The organism is Nocardia sp. NPDC057668, from assembly GCF_042799795.1.
GTDB lineage: Bacteria > Actinomycetota > Actinomycetes > Mycobacteriales > Mycobacteriaceae > Nocardia.
On record NZ_JBHVIC010000006.1, the window covers coordinates 454,578 to 477,950 of the forward strand.

Here is a 23,373-nt window from a genome sequence, read left to right on the forward strand (position 1 = left end):
CGTGCCCCGCGCATGCGGCGCCCATGAGCACGGACGAAATTCGAGCGCGGCACCGCCGGAGCCACGGCGCCGACCACCCGCGGACCGGCTGCCGACGGTCCCATGCCTGCGGCCGGGTAGCGCTCCGAGTCAGGTGTTATCCGTTTCCGGCATGAAAGGGACTGGGCGGCCGTACTATTCGTCCCATGTCCGCGCCACCCGCGGGTGCTGCTGATGAACGGTCGGTGGCGCCTGCGCGCCGACTATTCAACCGACCAGCATCTAGACGTAACCGGCTATTCGCTCGCAACCGTCACGCTGCGCGGGTGCGATCCGAGACCGAGAGAGTGCTGCCGCGGCCGCGGTCCCGTGGGCTGCGGGAGCGGCCCTGGACGGACTACGCGCTGTTCCTGGTGCTGGTCGGACCCAACCTGATTCTGCTGTCGCTCTTCGTGTATCGGCCGCTGCTCGACAACATCCGGCTGTCGTTCTTCGACTGGAACATCTCCGACACCACCGCGACCTTCGTGGGTGTCGACAACTATGTCGAGTGGTGGGGGCGCGACGATTCATGGCAAATCGTCGGCAATACAGTGATTTTCACGCTCGCGGCGGTCGTCGGCAGTATGGTGCTGGGTTTGGCGCTGGCCCTGCTGCTGGACCGGAAGCTGTTCGGGCGCAATGTGGTCCGATCCGCGGTGTTCGCGCCGTTCGTCATCTCCGGCGCTGCCATCGGCGTCGCCTTCCAGTTCATCTTCGATCCCGGATTCGGCCTGGTGCAGGACGTACTGCACCGGCTGGGCGTGGAGAAGGTGCCGGACTTCTACCAGAATCCGCGCTGGGCGCTGTTCATGATCACGCTCACCTACGTGTGGAAGAACCTCGGCTACGCCTTCGTCATCTATCTGGCCGCGCTGCAGGGCGTGCGCGCGGATCTCATGGAGGCCGCGGAGATCGACGGGGCGAGCCGGTGGACCACCTTCACCCGGGTGCTGCTGCCGCAGCTGCGCCCGACCACCTTCTTCCTCTCGATCACGGTGCTGCTCAACTCGCTCCAGGTCTTCGACATCATCAACGTCATGACGCGGGGCGGGCCGCTGGGCACCGGCACCACCACCATGGTCTTCCAGGTCTATCGCGAATCGTTCGTCAACTTCCGGGCCGGCTACGGCGCGACGGTGGCCACCATCATGTTCCTGGTGCTGCTCACGGTGACGCTGATCCAGGTGCGGGTCATGGATCGGGGTGAGCGATGACCACGGCGACACCGGGTCCCGCGACGCTGAGAACGGCGCTGAACAAGCTCGACAACACCCGCTGGGCAACGATTTTCGGCTACGCCGCCATGGTGTGCGTGCTGATCATCGTGGGCGTGCCGCTGCTGTGGATCCTGCTCACCTCGTTCAAGGAACGCGGCGACATCTACACCCAGCCCGCGGTGTACTGGCCGCGCAGCTGGCACGCGGAGAACTACGGGGAAGCGACCACGGTGCTGCCGTTCTGGACCTTCCTGCGCAATTCGATCGTCATCACCCTGGCCATCTCGACGGTCAAGTTCGTGCTCGGCGTGCTGAGCGCGTACGGCCTGGTGTTCCTGCGGTTCCCGGGCAAGACGGTGCTGTTCCTGGTGATCATCGCCGCGCTCATGGTGCCCAACCAGATCACCGTCATCTCCAACTACGCGCTCATCGCGCAAATGGGCTGGCGCAACACCTTTCAGGGCATCATCGTCCCACTGTGCGGAGTCGCGTTCGGAACCTTCCTGATGCGCAACCACTTCCTGTCGCTGCCGCACGAGGTCATCGAGGCCGCGCGCATGGACGGCGCGGGCTGGTGGCGGCTGCTGACCCGGGTGGTGCTGCCCATGTCCGGGCCGACCATGGTGGCGTTCGCGGTGGTCACGCTGGTGAACGAATGGAACGAGTACCTGTGGCCGTTCCTGATGGCCGACGACGCGCGGGTCGCCACCCTGCCGGTCGGGCTGACCCTCCTGCAGAACACCGAGAACCCCAGCGTCACCGATTGGGGACCGGTCATGGCCGGGACCGTGCTGACGATGCTGCCGATTCTGGTGGTCTTCCTGGCGCTGCAGCGCCACATGATCAAGGGCCTCACCTCCGGTGCGGTCAAGGGCTGATGCCGAGCGAACGCAAGTCCCCGAAGGAGATTCCCGTGTCCGATTCACGTTTTCCCGCCCTGTCGCGGCGGGGATTCCTGGGCCTGGCCGGCGCGGCCGGGGCCGGGCTCGCGCTGACCGCCTGCGCCGGGACCGGTGGCGGCGGCAAACAGGACGGCGACACCAACACCATTACCTTCTGGTCCAATCACCCCGGCACCTCCAAGGACCTCGAGGCCGAGCTCATCACGCGCTTCCAGGCGAAATACCCGGACCTGAAGGTCGAGCTCATCGACGCTGGCAAGAACTACGAGGAGGTGTCGCAGAAGTTCAACGCGGCGCTCTCGGGCGGCGAGCTGCCGGATGTGGTTGTGCTGTCCGATGTCTGGTGGTTCAACTACGCGCTGAACGGCACCATCGAACCGCTGGACGGTCACTTCGCCTCGGCCGGGGTGAACGCCGCGGACTACGTGGATTCGCTGCTCACCGACTACAAGTTCAACGGCAAGCACTACGCGCTGCCCTACGCGCGTTCCACCCAGGTCTTCTACTACAACAAAGACGCCTGGTCCAAGGCCGGGCTGCCGGACCGCGGCCCGGAGTCCTGGGCCGAGTTCGACGAGTGGGGCCCCAAGCTCCAATCCACGCTCACCGGTGAGAAGTTCGCGCACGGCTGGGGTGACGCCAAGGCGTACCTGGCCTGGACCTTCCAGGGTCCGATGTGGACCTTCGGCGGCGGCTACTCCGACGAGTGGAAGCTGAAGTTCAACGACCCGAAGTCGATCGCGGCCGGAAACTTCCTGCGCGACATGATCAACGTGAAGAAGTACGCGAGCGTGCGCCCGCAGATCGCGGTCGAGTTCGGCAACGGGCTGATCGCCTCCACCATCGCCTCCACCGGTGATCTGAAGAGCATCAAGCAGAACGCGGCGGGCAAACTGGAGTTCGGCACCGCCTTCCTGCCGCACCCGAACGGCGCGGGGGCGACCACCGGCGGTGCGGGACTGGCGATTCCGTCGCGCATCTCGGACAAGCGCAAGGAGAACGCGCTCAAGTTCATCGAGTTCATCACCAATCCGGCCAACACCGCGTACTTCTCGCAGGGCACCGGGTACATGCCGGTCCGCAAGTCCGCGCTGCAGGATCCCAGCGAACTGGACTTCCTGGCCAAGAACCCGAACTCCAAGACCGCGATCGACCAGCTGGCGCTCACCAGATCCCAGGATTACGCCCGCGTCTTCATTCCCGGCGCGGACCAGATCATCGGCACCGGCCTGGAGCAGATCGGCCTCCAGAACCGGGACGCGGCAGCCGCTTTCGGCGATATCACCACCCAATTGCAGAACATTCTCGACCGGCAGATCACCCCCAAGCTGCCGAAGTAGCGTGCTGCCCCAGTAACCGGCCAGGAGAGGCATCCGCATGGCGACCGTTCAATTCGAGGGCGCGACCCTCGCCTACCCGGGTGCACCGGACCCGGCCGTGGCCGACCTGAACCTGGACATCGCCGACGGCGAGTTCCTGGTGCTGGTCGGCCCGTCCGGGTGCGGGAAATCCACCAGCCTGCGGATGCTGGCGGGTCTGGAAGCGGTGAGTTCGGGTCGCATCCGGATCGGCGGTCAGGATGTGACCGGACTGCCGCCGCGCGCCCGGGACGTGGCCATGGTGTTCCAGAGCTACGCGCTCTATCCGAACATGACGGTGGCGCAGAACATGGGCTTCGCGCTGCGCAACGCCGGAATGAACAAGAGCGACACCATGGTTCGCGTCCGCGAAGCGGCCGCCATGCTGGAACTGGAAGACCTGCTGGACCGCAAGCCCGCCAAGCTGTCGGGCGGCCAGCGCCAGCGGGTGGCCATGGGCCGCGCGATCGTGCGCCGCCCGCAGGTCTTCTGCATGGACGAGCCGCTCTCCAACCTGGACGCGAAACTCCGGGTCAGCACCCGATCCCAGATCGCCGCGCTGCAGAAACGCCTGGGCACGACCACGGTCTACGTCACCCACGACCAGGTCGAGGCCATGACCATGGGCCACCGGGTGGCGGTGCTGCGCGACGGGCGGCTGCAACAGATCGCGGCCCCGCGCGAGCTGTACGACGACCCGGTGAACACCTTCGTGGCCGGATTCATCGGGTCACCCGGCATGAATCTGCTGACCGCCCCGGTGCGGGACGGTGCGGCGCTGCTGTCGGAGCTGCGAATCCCGCTCCCGCGCACCGTCACCGGCGAACGCGTGGTGGTCGGCATCCGCCCCGAGTCCTGGGAGGTGACCACCGACCCGGCCGGCGCGCTGCCGGTGGAGGTCGAGCTCCTCGAGGAACTCGGAGCGGAGTCGTTCCTGTACTCCCACGGCGTGACCGGCGACTGGTCCAGCCGCTCGGGCCGCGTCGTCGCCCGCGTGGACCGCCGCTTCTCGGTGGCCCTGGGCGACCGCCTGTATCTGCGCCCCAAGCTCGAGGAGATCTTCTACTTCGACGCCGCCACCGAGGAACGGATTCGAGTCGAGTAGCGCGCCGCGCGTGGGATTCGGCGCGGTTCACGCTCGGGCGGGGTGCGCGGAATCCATTCGGCAGCACGCGGAGGTGGGTGAGACACCGGCAGCGCAGGACAGCGGCCCGTACCCCGGCAGGGGTACGGGCCGCGTATGTCGTTGCCTACCAGATTTTTACGCGCTGCTCCGGATCCAGGTACAGGGCATCGCCCGGCTTCACGTCGAAGGCGGTGTGGAAGGTGTCCAGGTTGCGGACCACGCCGTTGCAGCGGAACTCCGGCGGGGAGTGGGGGTCCACGGCGAGGCGGCGGATCGCCTCCTCGGGTCGGGCCTTGGTGCGCCAGACCTGCGCCCAGCCGAAGAAGACGCGCTGGAGGCCGGTGAGACCGTCCAGGACGGGGGAGTCGCCGTTCTCGACCGAGATCTCGTAGGCCGACAGGGCGATCGACAGGCCGCCCAGGTCGCCGATGTTCTCGCCGATCGTGAACTCGCCGTTGACCTTGTGATCGTCGGACAGGTCCTTGGGGGAGAACTCGTCGTACTGATCGATCAGCGCCTTCGTGCGCTTGCCGAACTCGGTGCGATCGGACTCGGTCCACCAGTCGACCATGTTGCCGTCGCCGTCGTACTTCGAACCCTGATCGTCGAACCCGTGTCCGATCTCGTGGCCGATGACCGCGCCGATCCCGCCGTAGTTGGCGGCGTCGTCGGCGTTCATGTCGAAGAACGGCGGCTGCAGGATCGCGGCGGGGAACACGATCTCGTTCATGCCGGGGTTGTAGTAGGCGTTCACCGTCTGCGGGGTCATGAACCATTCGCCGCGGTCCACCGCGCCGCCGAGCTTGTCCAGATCCCGATCGTGTTCGGCCGCGTAGCCGTTGCGGTAGTTGCCGACCAGGTCGGCGGGGTCGACGACGATGGCCTCGTAGTCGCGCCACTCGTCCGGGTAGCCGATCTTGGGCGTGAACTTCTCCAGCTTGGCCAGCGCGGCCGTGCGGGTATCGGGGCTCATCCACTCCAGGTCGGCGATGTTGCGGCGGTACGCCTCCTGCAGATTCTCCACCAGTTCCACCATGCGGGCCTTGGCGGCGGGCGGGAAGTGCTGGGCCACATACAGTTTGCCGACGGCCTCGCCGAGCAGGTCCTGCACCAGCGAGACGCCGCGCTTCCAGCGCTCGCGATTCTCCGGCGCGCCGGTGAGGGTGCGGCCGTAGAAGTCGTAGCTCGCCTCGACCAGGTCGTCGGTCAGGTACGGGGCGCGGGCCTTGACCACGCGCCAGGCCGCCCACGCCTTCCAGTCGTCGAGCGATTCCGAGGCCCACAGTTCGGCGAAGACGCGCACGAAATCGGGCTGGCGCACCACCAGTTCGGCGAACAGTTCGGCGCCCGAGCGCTCGACGCCCGCGGCCAGCGCCGAAGTCCAGGCCGCCCAGTCGAACTCGGGATGGCCGGCGACCAGGGCGTCGAACGTGGTGAGGTTGTAGCTCTTCTCGGCGTCGCGCCGGCGCACCACGTCCCAGTGCCCGGCCGCGAGCTTCGCCTCCAGCGCGTACACGCGCTCGGGGTCGTGGTCGATGCCCGCGAGCTCGAAGACCCGGGCGATGTGGGCGCGGTACTTGTCGCGGATCTCCGCGTACTCGTCCTTGTGGTAATACGACTCGTCGGGCAGCCCGATCCCGGACTGCGTGGCGTGCACCAGGTAGCGGCTGGAGTTCTTGTCGTCGGTGTCGACGTAGAAGGCCAGCGCCCCGCCCACGCCGGTGCGCTGCAGGCGGCCGATCAGCGCCGCGAACTCGCCGCGGTCGGCGACCGCGGCGACCTCGGCCAATTCCCCGGCGATCGGGCTCAGCCCGGCCGCGGCGATGGCAGCCTCGTCCATGAAGCTGGTGTAGAGGTCACCGATCTTGCGCTGTTCGCTCCCGGGCGCGGCGCCGGAGGCCGCGGCGTTCTGGATGATCCGCTGCACGTCCAGCTCGGCCTGGTCGTAGAGCTTGCGGAACGCGCCGTCCACCGCCCGATCCGACGGTATGTCGTAATTGTCCAGCCATTCGCCGTTGACGTGCGCGAACAGGTCGTCCTGCACCCGTACTCCCGCATCGCGGAACGACAGGTCGAGACCGGAGGGATTGTTCAGCTGCGAAGTCACGATCCCCAGTATGCCGATTTCCGCCCGGGGGAGCCCGGCGGATCGTCCGGTGTTCGCGCTACGCGGATTCGGGCACGCGATCGAATTCGCCGTCGCGGGCGCCGGCCAGGAACGCCTCCCACTCGCCAGGGGTATAGACGAGCCCGGTATCACCGTGCCGGAGCACGGTGTGGCCGCCGGCGGCGGGCCGGGCGATGAGGGTTCGGGCGGCCGCCCGGTCCGAAGCCGGCGCGCTCGCGCCGCGCAGACCGGCGAGAAAGCGCATCCATTCGGCGGCGGACACGGTGATGATCGGCTCGTCCGCCGGGCGTCGCGCCGGATCACGCCGGAACTTGCTGTCCCGGATGAACACCGCGCCGCCGTCGAAACGGACCTCGACACATTGATTCCCATTGTTGGTGCGGGACGATGTGAACCATCCGGTGGATTCCGGAAGGTATTTCGCGGTGCTGTCCATGAGGGACATTTTACCGTCTCGCATCTGTCTCCTACCCTTGCGAATAAGTTGTGATCAACTCCAAAGACTCTGCACGACTGAGTGATTGGTCAAGTGCACGCACGAATGCAAAACCCAGATCGCGAATCTGATCCGAATCGTCCACGGCGCCACCGAAAACCGAGCTCTCGGCCCAGCCGAACGTGGGCAGCGACTCCGAAGCGAAATCCAGCAGATGGAAACTGGAGCCGCCGAGAATTCCGCCGCGGGTGGCCGCGAACGGAATGACCCGCACCGTCACCGAATCCAGCTCCGCCAGCAGGCGCGCCAGATGTTCGAGCTGACCGCGAAGCACCTTGGTACCCCCGATCTGCTGCAGCAGTGCCGCCTCACCGACCACCGCCGTCACCTCCAGCGGCGTCTCGTCCCGCAGCCGCTCCTGACGCCGCATGCGCACGGCCACAAGCTGTTCCACCTGCACCGGGCGGATCATGACGTCGGCGCTGATCAGGGCTCGGGTGTATTCCTCGGTCTGCAGCAGGCCCGGGATCACCAGGCTGTCGTAGCTGCGAATGCTGTCCGCGCCGAACTCCATGCCGTAATAGCGTTGCAGCTCCGGCCCGATGAGCGCGGAGGACTTCGCCCACCAGCCGCGCTCCTTGCTCTGCGCGAGCAACGCCAGCAGTTCGCCGCGCTCCTCGCCGTCCACCTCCAGCAGGGCGAGCACCGGTTCGATGGTGCTGGCGGTGAGCACCCGTCTGCCCTTCTCCACATGCGACCAGTTCGCCGGGGTGAACCCGGTCCGTTTGGCGAACGTCGCCGAATCGAAGCCGCGCTGCTCGCGCAGCTCCCGTAATCGCAGGACCAACTCCCACCGGGCGACGGTGGGCGAGACGGGTGCCATGTGAGCCGATGCTACCCCCGGAACTCACCGGCGTGTGACTATTGTCATACCGATTGCGGCAGAATAGGGTCGGTAGCAGGAGGTTCGCCATGAGCGCGCTGGACCCGTCCTCGTACACCGACACCCAGGAAGCGCTGGCCCGCTGCCGCCGCTACCGGAAAGAGCACGGACTCTACGGCATCGTGGACTCCGCGCTCGGCCGCATCATGCTGGAAATCGGCGCCGTCGGCGCCGTCACCATGCCCGCCGACCTCGGCGCACGCGTTCGCGACCACCTCCGGAAACGCGCGCGCTGCGGACCGATCATCGGGCATCCGCGGGCCGGGCGCTGGACGTTCCTCACCGGGCCGACCGACGACTCGTACCTCGACATGGTCCTGTTCTCGGACCTTTTCAGCGAGTGCGCCGCGGTGGCGCTGCCCGGTAGCCACATCGTGCTGCCGTCACCGACGGACGAGCACACCGGCTACCGGGTCTGGATCTGCCCACCGGACGGGGACTTTCGGCCCGAACTCGCGGAAGTGGTGAACGCGACCCGCGCGTGTAAGCCCGTTCAGCACTAGCGACCCCGCGTCAGGGTGTCGGCGTCGGTTCCAGCGTGATGCTGAACCTGTCCTCGATCCGATCCTTGTAATCCCGTTCGCACTGATCGAGTTTGGTCTGATCGCCGCCCGCGTTGCTGATGCAGTCCAGGAAGTCGCCGCCGCCGCTGTCCTCGAAGAACTTGTAGCCGACGACGCCGATGACGGCCGAGGCGATCAGGCCCAGCAGGCCGAGAATCAGGCCGGTGACGGCCATTCCGAAACCGCCGGCCCGGCCCTTGCGGGCCTTCACCATCGCGATCACGCCGAAGGCGATGGCCAGGATGCCGCCGAAGATGCCGCCGACGATCGTCCAGCAGAACAGCACCGCGATGATGCCGAAGACCAGGGCGGCGATGGCCAGGCCCTTGCCCTTGGGCGATTCCTGCCAGTACTGGCCGCCGGGCGGCGGGTAGTTCCCGGGCGGGGGCGCGGGGTACTGACCCGGATACTGCCCACCCTGCGGGTTGTATTCGCTGGGCGGTGGGGGCGGGTACGACATGGGGGGACGTCCTTCCGTGGGTGGTGCTCCCGGTATCGCGGACGTACGAGCCGACCGTTAACGCGCCCGATTCGTCCCTTTTGGTGCGATCATCACGAATCGCTATTGATGCTATTGCCCGCCCAGGCGCGCGTGCATCTCCCACACCAGAATTTCCGACGGCAGGTTCGCGGTGACCCGCTGCCCGCCGCTGCGCACCATGCGCACCGCGTCGCCCGCGTACAGGGTGCCGACGCCCTCCAGCTCCACCTCGCCGCGTGCGAGGAAAAGATGCAGGTAGGGCGCCTCCGGTAGTCGAACCTCGGAACCCTCACCGAAACCGGGCATCCGAGCCACGTGCATCGCCGAATGACTACTGCCGATCGCGATGGCCGTGCGATCGCGATACCGCGGCAAACCCGAGGCCACCGTCACCAGACCACCGCCCGCCAACTCGGCGTCCACCTCGAGCTGCTGATAGCCCGGGGTCGTGCCGGGCTCGTCGGGCACCACCCACATCTGCACGAAATGCACCGGCTCCTCGTGCTCGGGAGCCGTGCTCGCCCGCCAGGAATCGTTCTTCTCCGAATGCAGGATGCCCGAACCCGCCGACATCCGCTGCGCCAGACCCGGATAGATGACCCCGTTGTGACCCAGCGAATCCTGATGCACCAGGCTGCCACTCAAAACCCAGGTGACGATCTCCATATCCCGATGCGGATGGGTTTCGAATCCCTCCCCGGGCAGGACGATGTCCTCATTGTTGACGAGCAACAGTCCATGATGCGTGTTGTCGGGATCGTAATGTTCCCCGAAGGAGAACGAATGCTTCGAATCCAGCCAGGCGACACGGGTTTTCATGCGGTCACCGGCACGATGGACGTTGATGTGTGGTGTCGTGAGCGTGGACACCGCCGTACTCCTCTCACCGGCGTACACCGATCAGAATCCAGGGTAGGGGCACATTCGGCGACCCAACCTGAATTCCCGGTAAATTCTAGCGTGCGGACAGCAACACCCCGCACGCCCCAGACCAGGCACTTCACTCTCGGACACCGATTCGGGCAAATACCCGGCGATTCGGCGCCGTCGCGAGTACCCCGCCAGCGGGGTTCGGTCGGCGACCGTATCATGATGTGCCGCAAGTGAAACCGGAGGGAGAGCAAGGGGATGCGACCCGACGTATTAGCGGGCATCGAACGCGAACTCCGGCAGCAGGCCAGTAGCGAGGGGATCAACCACTTCGTGGTGGGCGTCGCGGTATTCCGCGGCGGAAAACTCCTGGTCGTAAGGCGTGTCGCCGACGACTGGCATGGGGGTAAGTATGAACTTCCGGGCGGTGGCGTGGAACCCGGCGAAAGCTTCGCCGAATGCGTCGAACGCGAACTCTTCGAAGAAACGGGACTCCGAATCCTGCGTATCACCGAAGTACTCGGCGGATTCGACTACGCGACCCGCACCAAATCGCGGGTACGCAAATACAGCTTCGTCGTGGAGGCCGACGCGGGCGACGTACTGCTCTCGCCCGGCGAACACGATGAATTCCAGTGGATCGACGCCGACAGTCTCGACAATCTCCCCATGGCCGAGGACATGCGCGCCGCGGTATTCGCTCTGGTGACCACGCACCCCGCCCGGTGAGCGCACCGGACACCCGCCCCGCCTGCGAACCGGCGGGGCGCACCCGGCTGTCCCGATTCCGGGCCGCGGCGAGCGACGCCCGCACCGGACTCCGCGAGAATCCGGGCACGCTCCGGCTCAGCATCGTCCGGCTCACCGGGCAATTCGGCGACGGCATGTTCCAGGCCGCGCTCTCGGGCGCCATCCTGTTCAATCCCGAACGCGAGACGGATCCGCTCGCCATCGCGGCCGGATTCGCGGCGCTGCTGCTGCCGTACTCGGTCATCGGGCCGTTCGCGGGCGCACTGCTGGACCGATGGGATCGGCGCCGGGTCCTGCTGGTGGCGAACGTGCTGCGCGGAGCGCTCATCGCGCTCACCGCGGCCGGACTGCTGGCCGGCGCGCCCTCGCCACCGCTGCTGGTGCTGGCGCTGGCCGTCATCGGCACCTCCCGCTTCATCGGGGCGGGGGTCTCGGCCGCGCTGCCGCGGGTGCTGGACAAACACTGGCTGGTGCCGATGAACTCGGTGCTGGTCACCATTTCCTCGGCGTGCGCGTTCCTCGGCGCCGGAATCGGATTCGGGATCATCGGGGTGATCGGGGCGGGCGACACCGCCTCGGCGATCGCGGTGGCGGTGAGCGCCTCGGGGTCGGTGCTGGGCGGGCTGGCCGCCGCCGGGTTCCGGCCGCACGTGCTCGGACCGGACCGCGTGGGCGGCGCGCCACCGGACAGCGACCACGCCGACCTGGACCCGGCCCGCGGCGCGCCGCGCTCGGACGCCCGGAGTTCGGTGCGCGCCATCGCCGCCGGGCTGCGGCGCGGCGCGGGCGCGGCCTGGCATTCGCGCGAGGTCACCACCGCCCTGCTCGGCATCGGCGCGCACCGCATGGCGCTCGGCATGAACGCCCTGCTGGTCGTGCTCGTGCTGCGGCGGGGCAACTGGAACGAGGACGCCGCCTACCTGGCGCGATTCAGCGCGGCCATCACCGCCACCGGGGCGGGAATGCTGGTCGCGGCGCTCGTCGCGCCCTGGGTGATTCCCCGCTGGGGGAAATCGCGAACGGTGGTGGCGGCCCTGGGTTTCGCCATCGTCGTCCAGCTCGCGCTCCTCACGCCGATCACCCTGGCCACCGGCGCGGGGGAGCGGCGCGCCGAAACGTGTTTCCTGGCGGGGCTGTTCCTGCTCGGCATCGCGGGGCAGACCATCAAGCTCACCGGCGACGCCGCCATGCAGATGGATATCGACGATCTGCACCGCGGGCAGGTGTTCGCGCTGCAGGACACCATCTTCAACATGAGTTACGTCGGGGCGCTGGCGCTCACCGCGGTGTGGATTCCCATCGACGGGCGCGCGCCCGCGGCGGTGCTCGTCGCGGCGGGGATCTACGCGCTGGGCATCGCCGCCATCGCGCTGAACTCGCGCCGCACGCCCTGAAACTTGCGCCGGTCGGCCCGCGTGTTCGCCGGGCGACCGCGCCGGGAGTTCATCGGACGGTTGCGGCGGGCGGTCGTCGGGCGGTCGCGTTCATCGGGCGATCGCCTTCGCCGGCGCTTGTCAGGCAATCGCGTTCGCCGGCGCTCGTCGGGCGATCGCCTCGCGTGTTCGCCGGGTGATCGCCCCGCGTGTCCCACGGCCGGTCGACCGGCGTGTTCGTCTCGGCTCGATCACAACCGGCCGACAACGTGTTCCACCCGGCGCGGGCTCCGCGAACCGGCGGCTACCGTGGGAGCGAATCGCTCTCGGTGCACGTCCGGACGAGGAGAAGTACGCCGTATGGGATTTCGACCCGGTTCGCGCTCGGAAATCCCGGCGGCGCTGCTGTGCACGGGCGTACTGACCGTGGCCACCCTGTTGCTGCCCGCGGCCCAGGCTCAGGCGCGCAGTCACCCGTGGGCGCCGCCGCCGGTGAACAGCTGCGGCGAAACCGGATTCGATCCGCTGCGCCGCGACCCCGAGCCCGGTGCGCCCGTGCCGCCGCCCCCGCCGCCGGACCCCACCATCCGAATCCAGTACCCGCTACCGGAATTGGTGCCGGTGCCGATGCCGGGGCCGCTCCCCGACAACACGCGCATCGACCCGGCGCCGCTGCCCGCCGATCCGTGTGTGAACCCCTGCCCGGACATTCGCGACAACAAACCGCCGCCGCCCGACCCGGAACCCGGACTCGCGCCGGGCGTCCCGGACGCGCCGCCCGCCAACGGCGGCTCGTCGGGGAGCGGACCGCTGCCGCAGCTGCCGCGCCTGGAATTCCAGCCCGACATCGAACCCATTCCCGTTCCGGTGCCGGGCGGACAAGCGCCCGAACCGCAACCCCTTCCACCCGCCGCGGTGCAGCCGCCGGAGTTCGCGCGGGCCGTCGCGCCGCTGCCGCTGCCCGCCGTCGAATCGGTCGAACTGGTCCAGCAGGTCACCGGGCGCGGATCCGAGAATCGCACCGATATGCGCTGGTCCGTGGACGGCACCGACCTGGGGCTCATGTGGGAGCACCGGCCGGGGGAGGTCGCGGTGGTCTTCGGCGACACCTTCGGCAAAGGGTGGGAGCCGCCGGGCGCCGGCGCCGGGGACCAGGACTGGCGCAGCAACGTCATCGCCTACAGCACCGATCGCGACCTGAGCGACGGACTCGCGCTGGACACCTTCGTCCAGGACAGCCGCTGCCACGCCGCCGAGATCCTGGACGCGCGGCGACTGAAGAACCTGGAGGTCACCACCATTCCGACCTCCGGCTTCAGCGTCGGCGACCGGCAGTACCTGAGCTACATGTCGGTCGCCCGGTGGGGGATGCCCGGCATGTGGTGGACCGGGCACGGCGGCCTCGCCTGGTCCGACGACCACGGGCGCACCTGGACCAAATCGCAGTGGGCGCGCTGGGAGAACTTCTTCGGGCTCGGCCGGTTCCAGGTGGTGGCCATGGTGCCGCGGGGCGACTGGGTCTACATGTTCGGCACGCCCAACGGGCGCATGGGCACGGTCGGGCTCGCCCGGGCGCCCGCCGACCAGGTGCTGAACAAGACCGCCTACCAGTACTGGATCGGCGACACCTGGACCGCCGCCGCCGGACCCAACGAATTGCTGGCCACCCCACTGGTTTCCGGCACCGCCAGCGAGCTCTCGGTGCACTACGACCCCGGCAGCGGGCGCTGGCGCATGGTCTACCTCGACCTGCAGCGGAACCAGATCGTGCTGCGCACCGCCGCCGAACCCCAGGGCGCGTGGACCGAACCGGTCCCGCTCGCCGACCTCGACGACTATCCCTCCGCGTACGGGGGGTTCATCCACCCGTGGTCCACGGCCACCGACCTGTACTTCATGATGTCGGCCTGGGACAGCTACAACGTGTATCTGATGCGGGCGCGGCTGCGGCCGGAGGAATGAGTCCCGGCCCGCGCCCGGGACTTGTGCGACGCAGCCGGTTTCGCACGGTGCCGGGCCGCGTGTGCGCGCGTTGACAGTGCGGCGGGCCGGCGCGGCGCGGCCCTCGGGCGGTGCAGCGCAGTGGCCCGCGCGGCCGAGGCGGGGCGTCCACAACGGCGGCAAGCACCACGGGAGGGCGGGCGGTCGCCGGTGATCGAATGGTCGGCGGGAATACGACGGGCCGAACGATCGAGGGACCGGGGGTGAGTCCCGGCATGTCCGAGGCATGGTTGCGGCGCAGCCGGTTTCGCACGGTGCCGGGGCGTGCGCGTGCGCGACGCAATGCGGGGGGGCCGGCGCCGGGGTCAGTAGTAGGGGAGGAAGCGTAGGGGCTGGCCCGGGCGGGCCTGGGCGACGGCGTCCACGTCGGCGGTGAGCACCACGGCGATCACCGGGTAGCCGCCGGTGATGGGGTGGTCGGCGAGGAAGACGACCGGCTGGCCGCTCGGGGGGACCTGGACCGAGCCCAGAGCCATACCCTCGGTGGGCAATTCGCCGGATATCGCGCGTTCCAGGGCGGGGCCGGTGCGGCGGTCCAGGCGCGCGCCGATGCGGTCGGTGTCCGAGGAGACCGACCAGTCACCGCGGAAGAGGGCGGCCGGGTCGGCGAACCAGTCCGCGCGCGGGCCCGGAATCGCCCGAACGGTGACGCGCCCCGCCGGGGGCGGAGCCACCGGGGCCACGTCGACGACCGGATACTCGCGCGGCGGCGCGCCGATCGGCAGGATGTCGCCCGCCCGCAACGGCTCCGGGCCGAGGCCGGACAGCGTGTCGCGACTGCGCGAACCGAGCACCGCGTCCACCGCGAGCCCGCCGCGCACCGCGACATAGCTGCGCAATCCCGCTGTCGCCCAGCCCAGCCGGAGCCGCTGCCCCTCCTCCAGCCGCAGCACGCTGGCCGCACCCACCGGACGCCCGTCGACCGTCGCGGGCGCGGCCGCCCCGGTCACCGCGACGGTGAGATGCCGCTCGGCGACCACCTCCAGCCCGCCCAGCAACACCTCGATCCCCGCCGCCCCCTCGGGATTTCCCACCAGCCGGTTGGCCAGCCGCAACGACCCCCGGTCCGCCGCCCCCGCGACCCCGACCCCGGAGTCGAACCACCCCGGCCGCCCGAGATCCTGCACGGTGGCCAGCGGCCCGACCTTCTCGACCCGCAGTCCCACGCTCATCGCCCCGCCTCCCGGCCCGCTGCGGTCCCGGGCAACGCTCCGCGCCCGGTGCGCCGGGCGCGCATCGACGCCGTCACGATTTCCCGCCGGCTCGTGCCGGTTATCTGTTTCCTACTCATTGCGTTCCCTCGATATCGACGAACCGAACGCGCGTGCCTGCGCGGACGAGACTTGCTCTCGATCCACGTGAAACATCACGGCCTCCGTCGTGCCGATGAGCTGCCAACTGCCCTGGCTGCGCCGGGGATGGACCGCGTTGTAGCCGCCGGTCGGCGCCGCCCGCCGCTCACCGCGTTCCCTCTATGTCGACGAACCGGACACGGGTTCCCGCCCGCACCAACGCGGGCGGGTCACGATCCACGTGAAACATCACGGCCTCCGTCGTGCCGATGAGCTGCCAGCCGCCGGGACTGCGACGGGGATAGACCGCGCTGTAGCCGCCGGCCAGCGCCACCGCACCCGCCGGGATGGCGGTGCGCGCGCGGTCCCGGCGGGGGACCGACAGGCGGCCGTCGGCGGATTCGAGATAGCCGAAGCCGGGGGCGAATCCCGCGAAGGCGCATCGCCATTCGACCCCGGTGTGCTGGGCGACCACCTCGGCCTCGGTGATACCCAGGAGCCGCGCGACGGCGGGCAGGTCCTCGCCGTCGTAGCGGACCGGGATGACGACCGGCTCGGCGTCCGCGCCGTCGGCCACTCGTGTTCGGCCACCCCGCAGCGGCGAATCGGCCTCCTCCGCAGCCGAATCCGCGGCCCTCGGACCGAAGTCGGCCGCCGGGGGAGTGCGCCCGCCGGTTCCACCCGGCCCACCGGTGCCGAGTGCACGCCCTCGCCCGGCGTCAGCCCGCCCACCCGCACCCGCCGACACCCTGGCGTCGGCGTCCAGACCGCGCAGCAGGGCGTCCAGTCGGCGGCGGACCGATTCCACGGCGGCGGGGGAGACGAGGGTGACCAGCACGGTCTCGGCGGCCGGCAGGACGTCTTGAACCCCCGCCGGGCGCGGGCGCAACGCGGCGACCAGGTCGGCCACCACCGATCGCACGGGTGGGATCACCAGCAACGCGCTGTCGCCCGCGCGGCGGATCTCGCCCGCCTGCTCGGCATCCGAATCGCTCATGGCGTGCTCATTCCCGTGCGTGCGACCGGACGATCGAGCCGCCGAGCCTTCGTCGCCGAAACACCCACGACATCGCCGGGCGCCTCCGGCCGCGACTGCGGGTCCGGCGCGAGAGGGGAGGGGTGGGACGGCGTCGGGGGTGTGGAGTAGGCGCTCACGGCGCACCTCCTCAGGTGAAGGGCCGGACCGGGATCCGGGACTCGTCGAGGGCGGTGCGGATCCGGCGGGCCATCTCCACCGCGGCGGGGGTGTCGCCGTGAACGCAGATGCTGGCGGCCTCGACCGCGACCGTGTCGCCGTCGACGGTGACCGCCTTGCCGTCGCGGGCGATCGACAGGGCCTGGGCCAGGGCCGCATCGGGGGTCAGGACCGCACCGGGCTGGGAGCGGGGAGCCAGGAGGCCCTCGGGGGTGTAGGCGCGGTCGGCGAATCCCTCACCGAGAAAACGAGTTCCCGCGGCGTCGGCCGCGAAAGCCATCTCGGTGTTCGCCGGGCCCAGCAGGGCCAGGTCGGGATCGAACTCGCGCATCGCCGCCACGATCGCGTCCGCGAGCGCGCGATCGGCGGCGGCCGCGTGATAGAGCGCGCCGTGCGGTTTCACGTAGCGCACGCGCTCCCCGGCCGCCCGCGCGAACGCGTCCAAACTGCCCAGCTGATACAGGGTTTCGTCGCGCAGCTCGGCCGGAGCCACCGCCATCGCCCGGCGGCCGAAGCCCGCCGGATCGCGGTAGGCGATGTGCGCGCCGATCCGCACCCCGCGCGCCGCGGCCAGCGCACAGGTGCGGCGCATGATCACCGGATCCCCGGCGTGGAAACCGCAGGCGATGTTCGCGCTGGTGACGACCTCCAGCATGGCGGCGTCGTCGCCCATCCGGTACGCGCCGAACCCCTCACCCAGGTCGCTGTTCAGATCCACGCTCATCCGGCCTCCCAGCAATTCGTCCTCGGGTCGCAGCTCCGATTGTGAAGGGGGGCGCGGCCCCGGACAAGAAAAGGGGTGCGGGCGGGGTGCGCCCGGGTGTGTCCTGAGTCACCGCGCGGGCCCTGGCGTGCGGACGAGTGACCAGTACGCTCGAAGCAGTCATGGCCACGTATTTCGATCCGAAGGCCTGGTCCCCGCTCCGCGCGGTAGACCTGGGCCTGGACCTGGGGAAACGCCTGTTCGACCAGACGTGGGTCGACCAGTGGACCACCTTCACCACCGCCTGGATCGACCCGGTCACCGATTTCGGGGTCGGCACCGTCACCGCCCTCATGCCCGATGTGCTCATGACCCTGCTCTCGGAGGGCATACTGAGCCGCTTCGGCGGGCAGGAGGCCAGGGCCACCTTCATGGGCAACGAGCTGCGGGCCACCCTGCACACGCTCAAGGTGCGTCGCCGGGGCGCGCATTTCCAGACCAAAACCGTTGTGACCGGCATGTATTGGGACCGGCACCGCATCGAGGAACTCACCGTCATCGCGCACGGGGTCCGGCTGGTGCCGGGCGTGCCGACCACGGTGCGGGCCGCGCAACTCGACGTCTCCGGCGTCATCACCATCGCGGCCCTGCTGGAGTGGATCAATTCCTGGCAACAGGACTGGACGGTCGAACCCGCCGGCGACGGCCTGGTGCTGGCCACCCACCGGCGCAAACGCGTGCGCGCGCTCATCGAGGCGCACATCGCCGACAACGTCCTGAACATCACCGTGCAGCGCGCGCACTGGCTCGGCGTGCGCGCACCCCGCCGCTGGACGCGGCTCAAACCGATTCCGCTGTCGGAACTGCCCAATCAGGCGCGGATCACCAGCGCGCACCGCGACGGCGACCACATCCACTTCGCCGCCGATCTGCCCGGCATCACCGGCTCGTTCGACCTCGCGCAGATCCGCTCGGCCATCGTCGCGGGCAGCACGCTGATCGTGTTCTGAGCCCCGGACCCTCGAACCCGGGGTCCCCGCGCCTATTTCGCGCTCTGCCACCACTCCAGCAGCGCCGCCTCCGCCTCGTCCCGCGGCAGCGGCCCGCGATCCAGGCGCAATTCCTTGAGGAACTTCCACGCCCTGCCCACATCGGGCCCCGGCTGAATGCCGAGCAGCTCCATGATGGCGTTGCCGTCCAGATCCGGGCGCACCCGCGCCAGGTCCTCCTGCTCGGCCAGCTTCTCGATCCGCACTTCCAGATCGTCGTAGGTGGAACTGAGCAGCGCGGCCCGGCGCTTGTTACGGGTAGTGCAGTCCGCGCGCACCAATTTGTGCAGGCGCGGCAGCAGTTCCGCACCGTCGGTGACGTAGCGGCGCACCGCCGAATCGGTCCACTGGCCCTTGCCGTAGCCGTGGAACCGCAGGTGCAGGTACACCAGCCGCGCCACGTCCTCGGTGAACTGCTTGGGATACTTCAAGGCGCGCATGCGCTTTCGCACCATCTTCGCGCCTACCACCTCGTGATGGTGGAAGCTCACCCCGCCGCCCGACTCGTTCTTCTTGGTGGGCGGCTTGCCGATGTCGTGCAGCAGCGCGGCCCAGCGCAGCACCAGGTCCGGATCGCCCTGCTCCTGATCGATGGCCTGGCGCAACACCGTCAGCGAATGCTGGTAGACGTCCTTGTGCTGGTGGTGCTCGTCGATCTCCAGCTGCATGGCGGGCACCTCGGGCAGCACCTGCGCGGCCAGCCCGGTCTCGACCATGATGTCGATGCCCTCGGTCGGATGCGCGCCGCCGATGAGCTTGTCCAGCTCCGCGCGCACCCGCTCGGCGGTGATGCGCTCCAGCTCCGGGGCCATGGCCACGATCGCCGCGTGCACCCGCGGCGCGAGCTCGAAGCCCAGCTGGGACACGAACCGCGCGGCGCGCAGCATGCGCAGCGGATCGTCCTGGAACGAATCCTCCGGCAGCGCGGGCGTATCCAGCACCCCGGCCAGCAGGTCCGCCATCCCGTCCAGCGGGTCCACGAACTCCAGTTCGCCGAGCCCGCCGATGCGCACCGCCATCGCGTTGACCCGGAAGTCGCGGCGCACCAGATCGCCCTCGAGGCTGTCGCCGAAGGTCACCTCCGGATTGCGCGAGACGCGGTCGTAGTTCTCGCTGCGAAAGGTCGTGATCTCGAGCTGCTGCCCGTCCTTGGCCAGGCTCACCGTGCCGAAGGCCAGACCGCCGGTGTCCCACAGGTGATCGGCCCACCCGCGCACGATGTCCTGCACCGCCTCGGGCCGGGCGTCGGTGGTGAAGTCCAGGTCGGTCCCGAGCCGCCCGAGCACCGCGTCGCGCACCGTGCCACCCACCAGATAGAGCTGATGACCGTGCGCCGCGAACATCTCCCCCAGCGGGGTCAGTACATCGGAGAGCCGGCCCACGGTGATCGCCGCCGAGGCCAGCAATCGGGTACGGCGATCCACGCTTGCTTCCTCGGACTGCTGCGAAACCACGAAAACGCAGCTTACGGGAATCGCGTCCGGCCGCCGCTCCCGGACGCGTGACAAGCGTCCGGAAGGGCACGGGACGACGGGGCGGTCGCGGTGAAGCGGTGATTAGAGGCCGTCCCGCTAGACTGACGCAGTGTCTCCGGCCGATCGCGCGAACAGTCGACGCCGCCAGCCCCGGCGCCGTGGTTCGGCCGGTAGTGCGGCGAAACCTCGCATGCGCACGGTCCGGGAGACCTCGGCCGGTGGACTCGTGGTCGACGGCCTCGACGGCCCGAGCGAGAAGCGTTGCGCCGCACTGATCGGACGCACCGACCGGCGCGGCCGGCTGCTCTGGTCCCTGCCCAAGGGACACATCGAAGAAGGCGAAACCGCTGAACAGACGGCGATTCGCGAAGTCGCCGAGGAAACCGGCATCAACGGCAGCGTGGTCGCCGAACTGGGCAGCATCGACTACTGGTTCGTGACCGAGGGCCGCCGGGTACACAAGACCGTGCACCATTACCTGATGCGATCCCTCGGCGGCGAACTCTCCGACGCCGACGTGGAGGTCACCAAGGTGGCCTGGGTTCCCTTGAGCGAATTGGACTCCCGTCTCGCCTACGCCGACGAACGGCGCCTGGCCGAGGTCGCGAACCGGCTGATCGACCGGATGGAGAACGGCAGACAATGACGTGTGCGGGGTCCGGGGGGCCTGAGCAAGACACCGCGGCGGCACACCCGACTCGACCGAGAACGCTGCACCGCTGGATTCTGTCGTTCGCCGCGGTACTGCTGTCCGTCCTGGTGGCGTGCCCGCCGTTCGCGACGGCACAACCGACGGGCAACGGTTCCGGCGCGCCGAGCGGACCGAAATTCCTGAAGCTGTCCCTGGATTCGGTCACGCCCACGGCGATCACCGCCGCCAGCGATCCGTACTTCGTCGTCTCGGGCACCGTCACCAATATCGGTGACCGCCCGGTCGACGACGTCAGCGTGCGCGTGCAGCGCGCCGCGCCCGTGAACAGCCCCAGTGGGCTGCGCACCGCGCTGCGCCTGGACCAGATCAACTACGACGTCACCGGTGAATTCCAGGACGTCGCAGAGCAATTGACGCCCGGCCAGCGGAAACAGTTCAGCCTCACCGTCGCCCTGCGCGCCGGGGCCGAAACGCCGAGCGATATCTCCGCGCTCGACATCACCGCGCCCGGGGTCTACCCGCTGCTGCTGAACGTGAACGGCGAACCCGCGTACGGCGGGCAGGCCCGGCTCGACGACGCGCGCTTCCTGCTGCCCGTGCTCGGCGTGCCCGCCGCCACCGATCCCAAGAACCCGGCGCCGGCGGTTCCCCCGGCCGTGGACGCGCCGCCGGTCGCCACCACCTTCATCTGGCCGCTGGCCGACCGCCCGCGCCTGGTCGCCGGTCGCCCCGGCTCGCCCGAGGCGGGCCAGGCGCTGCTCACCGACGACGACCTGGCCGCCTCGCTGACCTCCGGCGGCCGCCTCGATCAGTTGCTCTCCGCGCTCGAGACCGCGCTCACGCCGGACGCCGGTCGAGACCGCAACCTGCGAAACGCGCTGTGCCTGGCGGTCGACCCGGACCTGCTGCTCACCGTCACCGATATGACCGACGGCTACCGGGTGCTGGCCAGTCCCTCGGATCCGGACGGGTCCACCCGCGCCGGGGGCGGCGCGAGCGCGGCCAAGTCCTGGCTGGACCGGCTGCGCACGCTGGCGCCCGGCCTGTGCGTGGTCGCGCTGCCGTTCGCGCAGGTCGACCCCACCGCGCTGGCCGCCACCGGCGATGTCACCCTCGCCGAACGCGCGCTGAACGAACCGGCCAATCTGGTCGATTCGATCCTGTCGGTGAAATCCGTGCGCGGGGTCGCGCTGCCGGACGCGGGCAGCATCGACACCGAGGCCGCCGGACTGTTCGCGCAGCACGGATTCACCACCGCGGTCCTGGCCGACAACGCCGTCACCAACGGCACCGTGCGCCCGGAGATCACCACCGTCAAGAGCCCGGACGCGACCCTGGAACCGGTGAACCCCGACATCGTGCGGCTGGCGAGCGTGCCGCTGCCCGCCACCGGAACGACCCCGCCCGCCACACCGGAACTGCGCGCCGCGACCTTCGACATCTGGGCCGCCACCGCGCTGGCCGCGGTCGGGTCGCATCCGCCGACCCCGCCGTTCACGCCGGACCAGGTCCGCTACGACGTCACCAACGACTCCCGCGCGGCGCGCCTGCAGGACGCCCTCGGCGCGCTGTCCTGGTCCGCGCTGAATCCGCAGCCGGGACAACCCCGTTCGGCCCTGCTCATGCCGCCGCAGCAGTGGGGGCCCAACCGCGACGAGGCGGGCGCGCTGCTCGGCCAGGTCAACGAACTGCTGCGCGCCGGCCTCGCCACCCCGCGCTCGTTCACGGACCTACTGGCCCAGCCCCCCGACCCGCAGCCCTTCGAACTCGACTACCTCGCCGCGGCCGCCGAGGAAGCGGTGCCCACGCACTTCGCCGAACCGGTTCGCCAGCAGGCGCATCGGCTCACCGAGCTGATGAGCGCCCTGGTCGACGTCCCGCAGCAGGAACTGAGCCCGCGCGCCTTCCTGACCCCGCTGCGCGACGACCTGATCCGCGCGCTCACGCTGTCGGATCGCCGCGCCGGGGGCGCCCAGGCCGACATCAACGCACAGCGCCGCGTCGATCAGACCACCCGCTGCGTGGACGACCTGTTCGTGTCGGTGACCGTGCTGCCGCCCGGCGGCGTCTACACCCTGGCCTCGGAACAGAGCCCGCTGCTGCTGGTGGCCCGCAACGACCTGCCCGTGGCGATCCGCGTCGAGTTCCGGATCGACGCGCCCGCCGACACCACCATCTCCGACATCGGCGAACAGCAACTGCCCGCCAAGGGCACCCGCTCGTTCCAGATACCGACCGAAGTCTCCGAGAGCCGGAGTCTGAAGATTCCGATCGCCCTCACCACGCCGGACGGCGTGCCGCTGGGCGACGAGGTCAAGGTTTCGGTGCGCTCCAACGCCTACGGTCAGGTGTTGGCGATCATCACCGCCGCCGCCGGTGCGCTACTGCTCCTGCTCGCCGGACGCCGGCTCTGGCACCGCTTCCGCGGGCAGTCGGATCCGGCCGACGAGGGTTTCGACGCGGAGACCCGGCGCCGGGTGAACCGATTCCGGCGGGCGCGCAAGCGCGAGTTACACAAGCAGGAGGCGCGGTGAGCCCGCTCAGGAAAGAGGAGGCACGGTGAGCGAATACGGCGACGGACCGCGTTCCTCCGGCCGGCCCGAGGACGGACCACCCCCCGCCCGCCGGACGCCCTCCGCGCCGTGGGAGCGGGGCGCTCCGCCGCGGCGTGAGCCACCGCGACCCGCGCCGCCGGGATCGGGTCCCGGCGGCCGCGGCGCGCTGCCGCCCCGGATCCCGGGGAATCCGCCCGGGGCGCCCGGTCGCCCGCAACCGGGTCAACCGTCCGGTCCACCACGCGAACGCGGCCCCCGGCCCGCCGAGGACGGACCCGTCATG

Annotated in this window: 20 protein-coding genes and 1 pseudogene; 11 read left to right on the top strand and 10 right to left on the bottom strand. The window is 69.6% G+C overall.

The features are described 5' to 3' along the window. The first annotated feature begins 305 nt into the window (after positions 1-305). The 4 genes from ACFVBH_RS32680 to ACFVBH_RS32695 all read left to right on the top strand — a co-directional run bounded on the left by ACFVBH_RS32680 (position 306) and on the right by ACFVBH_RS32695 (position 4,603). A complete protein-coding gene (locus tag ACFVBH_RS32680) occupies positions 306-1,235 on the top strand; it encodes a carbohydrate ABC transporter permease (RefSeq protein ID WP_379007614.1) in 930 nt (309 codons plus the stop codon). An 89-nt stretch (positions 1,236-1,324) separates the two neighbouring features. Further along, positions 1,325-2,116, top strand: coding sequence for a carbohydrate ABC transporter permease (locus tag ACFVBH_RS32685; protein WP_354988362.1), 792 nt, complete (start codon positions 1,325-1,327; stop codon positions 2,114-2,116). Beyond that, positions 2,116-3,480 (top strand): ABC transporter substrate-binding protein, encoded by a 1,365-nt coding sequence (locus ACFVBH_RS32690; RefSeq protein ID WP_379007617.1) that lies wholly within the window; start codon positions 2,116-2,118, stop codon positions 3,478-3,480. The genes ACFVBH_RS32685 and ACFVBH_RS32690 overlap by 1 nt, the downstream gene beginning before the upstream one ends. 37 nt (positions 3,481-3,517) lie before the next feature. Beyond that, positions 3,518-4,603, top strand: a complete 1,086-nt coding sequence (locus ACFVBH_RS32695; RefSeq protein WP_354988325.1) for a sn-glycerol-3-phosphate ABC transporter ATP-binding protein UgpC — start codon at positions 3,518-3,520, stop codon at positions 4,601-4,603. 145 nt (positions 4,604-4,748) lie between these two features. Here ACFVBH_RS32695 and ACFVBH_RS32700 read toward each other — a convergent pair whose 3' ends face one another. From ACFVBH_RS32700 to ACFVBH_RS32710, 3 genes are read right to left on the bottom strand one after another with little or no spacing between them, the layout of a single operon-like run. Continuing rightward, positions 4,749-6,731 carry a M13 family metallopeptidase gene (locus ACFVBH_RS32700; protein ID WP_379007620.1) on the bottom strand — a complete coding sequence of 661 codons (1,983 nt, stop codon included), beginning with the start codon at positions 6,729-6,731 and terminating at the stop codon, positions 4,749-4,751. A gap of 58 nt (positions 6,732-6,789) precedes the next feature. Continuing rightward, complete coding sequence (locus ACFVBH_RS32705; protein ID WP_379007623.1) at positions 6,790-7,188, bottom strand: DUF397 domain-containing protein; 399 nt, start codon at positions 7,186-7,188, stop codon at positions 6,790-6,792. A gap of 31 nt (positions 7,189-7,219) precedes the next feature. Continuing rightward, positions 7,220-8,071, bottom strand: a complete 852-nt coding sequence (locus ACFVBH_RS32710) for a Scr1 family TA system antitoxin-like transcriptional regulator (protein ID WP_354988328.1) — start codon at positions 8,069-8,071, stop codon at positions 7,220-7,222. Between the two features lie 89 nt (positions 8,072-8,160). On the opposite strand from ACFVBH_RS32710, the gene ACFVBH_RS32715 reads away from it, so the two are divergent. Then, complete coding sequence (locus ACFVBH_RS32715; RefSeq protein ID WP_354988329.1) at positions 8,161-8,634, top strand: hypothetical protein; 474 nt, start codon at positions 8,161-8,163, stop codon at positions 8,632-8,634. A 10-nt stretch (positions 8,635-8,644) separates the two neighbouring features. On the opposite strand, the gene ACFVBH_RS32720 is transcribed toward ACFVBH_RS32715, so the two are convergent. Both ACFVBH_RS32720 and ACFVBH_RS32725 read right to left on the bottom strand, forming a co-directional pair. After that, positions 8,645-9,154 (bottom strand): DUF4190 domain-containing protein, encoded by a 510-nt coding sequence (locus ACFVBH_RS32720; protein ID WP_354988330.1) that lies wholly within the window; start codon positions 9,152-9,154, stop codon positions 8,645-8,647. Between the two features lie 111 nt (positions 9,155-9,265). Further along, the gene (locus tag ACFVBH_RS32725; RefSeq protein ID WP_354988331.1) at positions 9,266-10,045 is read right to left on the bottom strand and encodes a pirin family protein; all 780 of its coding nucleotides are present in this window, start codon (positions 10,043-10,045) and stop codon (positions 9,266-9,268) included. Between the two features lie 258 nt (positions 10,046-10,303). Here ACFVBH_RS32725 and ACFVBH_RS32730 point away from each other — a divergent pair, with 258 nt between their 5' ends. The 3 genes from ACFVBH_RS32730 to ACFVBH_RS32740 all read left to right on the top strand — a co-directional run bounded on the left by ACFVBH_RS32730 (position 10,304) and on the right by ACFVBH_RS32740 (position 14,130). Next, a complete protein-coding gene (locus ACFVBH_RS32730; protein ID WP_354988332.1) occupies positions 10,304-10,774 on the top strand; it encodes an NUDIX domain-containing protein in 471 nt (156 codons plus the stop codon). Next, positions 10,771-12,189: an MFS transporter gene (locus ACFVBH_RS32735; RefSeq protein ID WP_379007630.1), complete on the top strand. Its 1,419-nt coding sequence runs from the start codon at positions 10,771-10,773 to the stop codon at positions 12,187-12,189. The genes ACFVBH_RS32730 and ACFVBH_RS32735 overlap by 4 nt, the downstream gene beginning before the upstream one ends. 339 nt (positions 12,190-12,528) lie before the next feature. Then, positions 12,529-14,130, top strand: a complete 1,602-nt coding sequence (locus tag ACFVBH_RS32740; RefSeq protein WP_379007632.1) for a DUF4185 domain-containing protein — start codon at positions 12,529-12,531, stop codon at positions 14,128-14,130. A 344-nt stretch (positions 14,131-14,474) separates the two neighbouring features. On the opposite strand, the gene ACFVBH_RS32745 is transcribed toward ACFVBH_RS32740, so the two are convergent. From ACFVBH_RS32745 to ACFVBH_RS32760, 4 genes and pseudogenes are all read right to left on the bottom strand, one after another. Further along, positions 14,475-15,341: a biotin-dependent carboxyltransferase family protein gene (locus ACFVBH_RS32745; RefSeq protein ID WP_379007634.1), complete on the bottom strand. Its 867-nt coding sequence runs from the start codon at positions 15,339-15,341 to the stop codon at positions 14,475-14,477. 111 nt (positions 15,342-15,452) lie between these two features. Then, positions 15,453-15,596, bottom strand: a pseudogene (locus ACFVBH_RS32750) (hypothetical protein); the annotation flags it as partial. Between the two features lie 31 nt (positions 15,597-15,627). Next, a complete protein-coding gene (locus tag ACFVBH_RS32755; RefSeq protein WP_379007636.1) occupies positions 15,628-16,458 on the bottom strand; it encodes an allophanate hydrolase subunit 1 in 831 nt (276 codons plus the stop codon). A 169-nt stretch (positions 16,459-16,627) separates the two neighbouring features. Further along, positions 16,628-17,380 (bottom strand): LamB/YcsF family protein, encoded by a 753-nt coding sequence (locus ACFVBH_RS32760; protein WP_379007639.1) that lies wholly within the window; start codon positions 17,378-17,380, stop codon positions 16,628-16,630. A 161-nt stretch (positions 17,381-17,541) separates the two neighbouring features. On the opposite strand from ACFVBH_RS32760, the gene ACFVBH_RS32765 reads away from it, so the two are divergent. Next, on the top strand, positions 17,542-18,369 hold the full coding sequence (locus tag ACFVBH_RS32765; RefSeq protein ID WP_354988337.1) for a hypothetical protein: 828 nt from the start codon (positions 17,542-17,544) through the stop codon (positions 18,367-18,369). A 32-nt stretch (positions 18,370-18,401) separates the two neighbouring features. Here ACFVBH_RS32765 and ACFVBH_RS32770 read toward each other — a convergent pair whose 3' ends face one another. Continuing rightward, a complete protein-coding gene (locus tag ACFVBH_RS32770; RefSeq protein WP_354988338.1) occupies positions 18,402-19,832 on the bottom strand; it encodes a CCA tRNA nucleotidyltransferase in 1,431 nt (476 codons plus the stop codon). 160 nt (positions 19,833-19,992) lie between these two features. Between ACFVBH_RS32770 and ACFVBH_RS32775 the strand changes: the two genes are divergently transcribed. Together ACFVBH_RS32775 and ACFVBH_RS32780 are read left to right on the top strand one after the other, a co-directional pair. After that, positions 19,993-20,529: an NUDIX hydrolase gene (locus ACFVBH_RS32775; RefSeq protein WP_354988339.1), complete on the top strand. Its 537-nt coding sequence runs from the start codon at positions 19,993-19,995 to the stop codon at positions 20,527-20,529. Further along, complete coding sequence (locus tag ACFVBH_RS32780; protein ID WP_379007643.1) at positions 20,526-23,069, top strand: DUF6049 family protein; 2,544 nt, start codon at positions 20,526-20,528, stop codon at positions 23,067-23,069. Before ACFVBH_RS32775 ends, ACFVBH_RS32780 begins: the two co-directional genes overlap by 4 nt. Positions 23,070-23,373 lie beyond the last annotated feature (304 nt).

What these genes read in the sequence shown, in the direction of transcription:
- ACFVBH_RS32745 (WP_379007634.1), bottom strand. Translation starts at nt 15,341, where the DNA reads ATGAGCGTGGGACTGCGGGTCGAGAAGGTCGGGCCGCTGGCCACCGTG.
- ACFVBH_RS32685 (WP_354988362.1), top strand. Translation starts at nt 1,325, where the DNA reads ATGGTGTGCGTGCTGATCATCGTGGGCGTGCCGCTGCTGTGGATCCTG.
- ACFVBH_RS32705 (WP_379007623.1), bottom strand. Translation starts at nt 7,188, where the DNA reads ATGGACAGCACCGCGAAATACCTTCCGGAATCCACCGGATGGTTCACA.
- ACFVBH_RS32730 (WP_354988332.1), top strand. Translation starts at nt 10,304, where the DNA reads ATGCGACCCGACGTATTAGCGGGCATCGAACGCGAACTCCGGCAGCAG.
- ACFVBH_RS32780 (WP_379007643.1), top strand. Translation starts at nt 20,526, where the DNA reads ATGACGTGTGCGGGGTCCGGGGGGCCTGAGCAAGACACCGCGGCGGCA.
- ACFVBH_RS32740 (WP_379007632.1), top strand. Translation starts at nt 12,529, where the DNA reads ATGGGATTTCGACCCGGTTCGCGCTCGGAAATCCCGGCGGCGCTGCTG.
- ACFVBH_RS32765 (WP_354988337.1), top strand. Translation starts at nt 17,542, where the DNA reads ATGGCCACGTATTTCGATCCGAAGGCCTGGTCCCCGCTCCGCGCGGTA.
- ACFVBH_RS32710 (WP_354988328.1), bottom strand. Translation starts at nt 8,071, where the DNA reads ATGGCACCCGTCTCGCCCACCGTCGCCCGGTGGGAGTTGGTCCTGCGA.
- ACFVBH_RS32715 (WP_354988329.1), top strand. Translation starts at nt 8,161, where the DNA reads ATGAGCGCGCTGGACCCGTCCTCGTACACCGACACCCAGGAAGCGCTG.
- ACFVBH_RS32690 (WP_379007617.1), top strand. Translation starts at nt 2,116, where the DNA reads ATGCCGAGCGAACGCAAGTCCCCGAAGGAGATTCCCGTGTCCGATTCA.
- ACFVBH_RS32695 (WP_354988325.1), top strand. Translation starts at nt 3,518, where the DNA reads ATGGCGACCGTTCAATTCGAGGGCGCGACCCTCGCCTACCCGGGTGCA.
- ACFVBH_RS32755 (WP_379007636.1), bottom strand. Translation starts at nt 16,458, where the DNA reads ATGAGCGATTCGGATGCCGAGCAGGCGGGCGAGATCCGCCGCGCGGGC.
- ACFVBH_RS32720 (WP_354988330.1), bottom strand. Translation starts at nt 9,154, where the DNA reads ATGTCGTACCCGCCCCCACCGCCCAGCGAATACAACCCGCAGGGTGGG.
- ACFVBH_RS32760 (WP_379007639.1), bottom strand. Translation starts at nt 17,380, where the DNA reads ATGAGCGTGGATCTGAACAGCGACCTGGGTGAGGGGTTCGGCGCGTAC.